General features: G+C 56.1%; 6 protein-coding genes. All 6 read left to right on the top strand.

What is annotated here, in order from left to right; all coding sequences use genetic code 11:
• Positions 1 to 666 (top strand): fatty acid desaturase (locus AKU79_RS00110; RefSeq protein ID WP_197087155.1); only part of this gene is annotated, 666 nt, incomplete at its 5' end.
• A 137-nt stretch (positions 667 to 803) separates the two neighbouring features.
• Positions 804 to 1,421: an FMN-binding negative transcriptional regulator gene (locus AKU79_RS00105; RefSeq protein WP_050521564.1), complete on the top strand. Its 618-nt coding sequence runs from the start codon at positions 804 to 806 to the stop codon at positions 1,419 to 1,421.
• Positions 1,422 to 1,518: 97 nt separating this feature from the next.
• The gene (locus tag AKU79_RS00100) at positions 1,519 to 2,127 is read left to right on the top strand and encodes a glutathione S-transferase (RefSeq protein ID WP_050521563.1); all 609 of its coding nucleotides are present in this window, start codon (positions 1,519 to 1,521) and stop codon (positions 2,125 to 2,127) included.
• A gap of 4 nt (positions 2,128 to 2,131) precedes the next feature.
• Entirely contained in the window at positions 2,132 to 2,773 is a 642-nt protein-coding gene (locus AKU79_RS00095) for a LysE family translocator (RefSeq protein WP_050521562.1), read from the top strand.
• Positions 2,774 to 2,974: 201 nt separating this feature from the next.
• A complete protein-coding gene (gene petA, locus AKU79_RS00090; protein ID WP_050521561.1) occupies positions 2,975 to 3,535 on the top strand; it encodes a ubiquinol-cytochrome c reductase iron-sulfur subunit in 561 nt (186 codons plus the stop codon).
• 9 nt (positions 3,536 to 3,544) lie between these two features.
• A partial coding sequence (petB, locus tag AKU79_RS00085) for a cytochrome b (protein ID WP_231580060.1) occupies positions 3,545 to 4,534 on the top strand: 990 nt, incomplete at its 3' end.

The raw sequence follows: 4,534 nt of genomic DNA, 5'->3' as shown, positions 1-4,534 counted from the left end.
GGCAACCTTGACATGCGCGGGATTGGTGATGTGACCACGTTGACTGTAGATGAATACCTTGCCCGCTCGGCCTTTGGGCGCTTTATGTACCGGATATATCGCAGCCCGTTCACGCTGTTCCTGATTGGGCCGGCCTATATCTTTTTGGTACAGAACCGCATTCCTTATGGGTTGATGAAGTCGGGTGCATCGTTTTGGATTTCGGCGATGGGCACCAATTTTGTTTTGATATCGGGCATCGTAGCCTTGGTATATTTTGGCGGTTGGGCGCCGTTGCTGGTAGTGGTGTTGCCGACTTGGATCGTCGCGGCCTCGACGGGCGTTTGGCTGTTTTATGTGCAGCATCAGTTTGAAGACACGCATTGGCGCAAAGCAGATGAGTGGCAGCTGCATGAGGCAGCGCTGGAAGGGTCTTCGCATTATGTGTTGCCCAAGCCGTTGCAGTGGTTGTCGGCCAATATCGGCATTCACCATGTGCATCACTTATACAGCCGCATTCCGTTTTACCGTTTGACCGAAGTAATCAAGGACCATCCGATCCTGGCAGATAGCCAGCGCATGACGATCAGTGAGAGCATTGCTTGCGCGCGCCTTCATTTGTGGGATGAGAGCCAGAAAAAACTTTTGTCGTTTCGGCGTGCCCATGCGCTGTATCTGACGGCCTGAGTTTTAACGGGGGGGCAGCAGCCCGCCCCTTTTTCATGGCGCCGGCTTAGGTTGTATCCGTGACAATAAACTTGCCTGTGATGACTTGCTGCCGCTGCATGAATTGGCGAGCATAGGTGAAGTCATAGGAGGGTAGAATGCACCCAAACCCCGTATATCGCACCGAAACTGACGTGGCGGCGCTGGCCTTTGCCCGCGACCGCAGTTTCGGCATTCTGTCGGTGAATGGGACAGACGGACCCCTGGCTGCCCATATTCCGTTTGATTTGGGGCAGGGCGAGGTGTTTTTGCATCTGGCGCGGTCAAACCCGATTGCGCGGGCCGCACTGCCTGCACCTGCACTTTTGGCGGTGTCTGGCCCTGATGCTTATGTGTCTCCCGATTGGTATGGCGCGGTCGATCAGGTTCCAACGTGGAATTATACCGCCGTGCATCTGCGAGGGGTGTTAGAGCCATTGCCCCAAGAGGCGCTGCGCCCGCATTTGCAGCGGATGAGCGCGCAGATGGAGGCTCGTCTGGCGCCAAAGCCGATTTGGACGCTGGATAAGATGAGTGATGACGCCATTACCCGCATGTTTCGGATGATTGTGCCGTTTCGGCTGGTCATTGCGGGTGTTGAAAGTACGATGAAGCTGAACCAGAACAAGACAGATACGCAACGGGCGGGGGCGGCGGCAGGGATTGCGGCGGCCCCTATTGGGTTGGATGCCTTGCGGATTGCCGAGCTGATGCAGGGACGGGTTGTGCCTTTATAGGACTGGACTTAGGGGCAGGTGCCGGGTTTAGGTATTTTTGCCAAGATGAAGCCGCAAGGCTGCGTTAACTTACCGAGAAAATTGAAACGGAGACACCATGCGTCTTTTTTATTCCCCGACGTCGCCTTATGCCCGCAAAATCGTGGTTTTGTTGGACGAGGCTGGCCATTCTGACGCGGTTGAGCGCGTTTTGGCCAGTGGCACCCCGATTGACACGGGCACCACGCCTTTGGCGCATAACCCCTTGGGTAAAATTCCTGTATTAGAGCGCGAGGGTGGGCCGGCGCTGTATGACAGCCGCGTGATTACGCGCTATTTGGACGATTTATTCCAGGCAGGGTTGTACCCAAGCGGCCCGCGCCTTTGGGAAAGCTTGACGCTGGAGGCCACGGCCGATGGCATTTTGGATGCGGCGATCTTGATGGTTTATGAAACCCGCGTTCGCCCTGAGGAAAAACGCTTTGACGCGTGGGTCGAGGGCCAGTGGGGCAAGATCGAGCGTGCTTTGAACGCACTGGAATCCCGTTGGATGAGCCATCTGCATGGGCCATTGGATATTGGCCAAATCGCAGTTGCTTGCGCCTTGGGGTATCTTGATTTTCGTCACGGGGCGCGGAATTGGCGCGAGGGGCGGCCTTTGCTGGCGGCTTGGGAGGCGGTTTTTGCCGACCGCGACAGTATGAAAGCCTCGGTTCCACCGGCTTAAGGCCGTGCTGCCGCTTTCCAGTTTCGCGCTGGTTTGGTCGATCGTCGCGCTGAATACCATGACGCCAGGGCCGAATGTGGTGAACACGATTGCCACCGCAATGTCGGCAGGGCGGCGTGCAGGCCTTGGCGCGGCCACGGGTGTCGCGGTGGGGATCGCGCTGTGGTGCCTTGGGTCAAGCCTTGGTTTTGCGACGTTGTTTGCGGCCTATCCCGGCGCGGAACGGGTGATGGCCTTTGTCGCGGCGGGCTTGTTGGGGTGGCTTGCGGTGCGGGCGTTGGTGCAGGCCTGGAACGGGTTTGTCGGGGCCAGAAAAGGCCTGCCGCAGGCGCCCTCACACATAGGCTTTGGCAAGGCATTTGTGCGGGCAATAATGATAAGTGCAACCAACCCCAAGGTTTTGACCACCTGGTTGTCGATTGCGACGCTGTTTCCTGTCGCGCAGGCGGGGGCCGCTGATGTGGCTTTGCTGACCGCTGTGTCGGCCCTGATTGGCCAGTTTTTTCACAGCACTTATGCCACCGTTTTTTCTACCGGGCCCGCGGTTCGATTCTATTTGCGCGCGGGTTGGGTAATTTACCTTGTTTCCGGAATTTTTTTCGCGGGCCTTGCAGCAAGCCTGTTTTGGCCGCTGCTATCACAATGATTCTGGCGAAAAACGTGGCTTTCACGGAAAAATACCGAGTGACATGTTGCATTTCCATCGCTTCATCCCCACGTGCGCCGCTTTGTCCGCTAGACGTGGGCGATTTACACGGCTAAATACCCTGTCTGTAAGGCTGCGTTTTTTTCGTGGCCCGGTCATGACATGGGCTGCATCACGCGGCCTTCGGAAGGGAGAATTCTAGTGTCCCACGCAGACGAACACGCAGGCACCCGCAGGGATTTCCTGTATTACGCTACAGCAGGCGCTGGTGCTGTTGCCACAGGGGCTGCCGTTTGGCCGCTAGCCAATCAAATGAATCCATCAGCAGATGTTGCGGCGATGTCGTCGATCTTTGTTGATGTTTCTTCAGTTGAAGTTGGTACGCAGCTGACAGTGAAATACCTTGGTAAGCCGGTTTTCATTCGCCGTCGCACTGAAAAAGAGATTGAGGAAGGCCGTGCCGTTGACGTGTCGACCCTGCTCGATAAAACCTCGGAAAACCCGAACAAGCCATCGACCGACGCGTCTGACGCAAACCGCACGATGGACGAGGCCGGTGAGTGGCTGGTGATGATCGGCGTTTGCACCCATCTGGGTTGCGTTCCAATCGGCAACAACTCGGGCGATTTCGACGGTTGGTTCTGTCCGTGCCACGGGTCGCACTACGATACGGCTGGCCGTATCCGCAAAGGCCCAGCCCCGCAAAACCTGCATATTCCGGTGGCGTCGTTCACCGACGAAACCACCATCAAGCTCGGGTAAGGAAATATCATGGCCGGAATTCCGCACGACCATTACGAGCCCAAAACGGGCCCAGAAAAATGGCTCCACAAGCGCCTGCCGATTGTCGGGCTGCTGTATGACACATTGATGATCCCCACACCCAAGAACCTGAACTGGATGTGGATCTGGGGCATCGTTTTGACATTCTGTCTGGTGTTGCAAATCGCCACAGGCATCGTTTTGGCGATGCATTACACGCCGCATGTCAGCCTTGCCTTTGCCAGTGTTGAGCACATCATGCGCGACGTGAACGGCGGCTATATGCTGCGCTATCTGCACGCAAACGGTGCATCTTTGTTCTTTATCGCTGTGTATCTGCACATTTTCCGCGGCCTGTACTACGGTTCGTACAAAGCCCCGCGTGAGATTACGTGGATCATCGGTATGATCATCTATCTGGCGATGATGGGCACGGCGTTTATGGGTTACGTTCTGCCATGGGGGCAAATGTCCTTTTGGGGTGCGACGGTTATTACCGGCCTGTTCGGCGCTATTCCGGGCATCGGCGAATCGATTCAGACTTGGTTGTTGGGCGGCCCAGCCGTTGATAACGCCACGCTGAACCGTTTCTTCAGCTTGCACTATCTGCTGCCTTTCGTGATTGCGGCCCTTGTCGCCATTCACATCTGGGCTTTCCATTCGACCGGCAACAACAACCCGACAGGTGTTGAAGTGCGCCGCACCTCGAAAGCAGAAGCCGAGAAAGACACATTGCCCTTCTGGCCTTACTTCGTGATGAAAGACCTTTTCGCGCTGGCCGTGATTATGGTTGTGTTCTTTGCGGTTGTTGGCTTTATGCCGAACTTCCTTGGCCACCCGGATAACTACATCGAGGCCAACGCGCTTTCGACACCTGCGCATATTGTGCCGGAATGGTACTTCCTGCCGTTCTACGCGCAGGTGCCGGGTTTAGGTATTTTTGCCAAGATGAAGCCGCAAGGCTGCGTTAACTTACCGAGAAAATTGAAACGGAGACAC

Origin of the sequence: Pseudorhodobacter wandonensis (assembly GCF_001202035.1) — a bacterium.
Taxonomy (GTDB): Bacteria; Pseudomonadota; Alphaproteobacteria; order Rhodobacterales; family Rhodobacteraceae; genus Pseudorhodobacter; species Pseudorhodobacter wandonensis.
The sequence above is the reverse complement of the archived record's forward strand: the minus strand, read 5'-3'. Positions and strand labels throughout refer to the sequence as shown.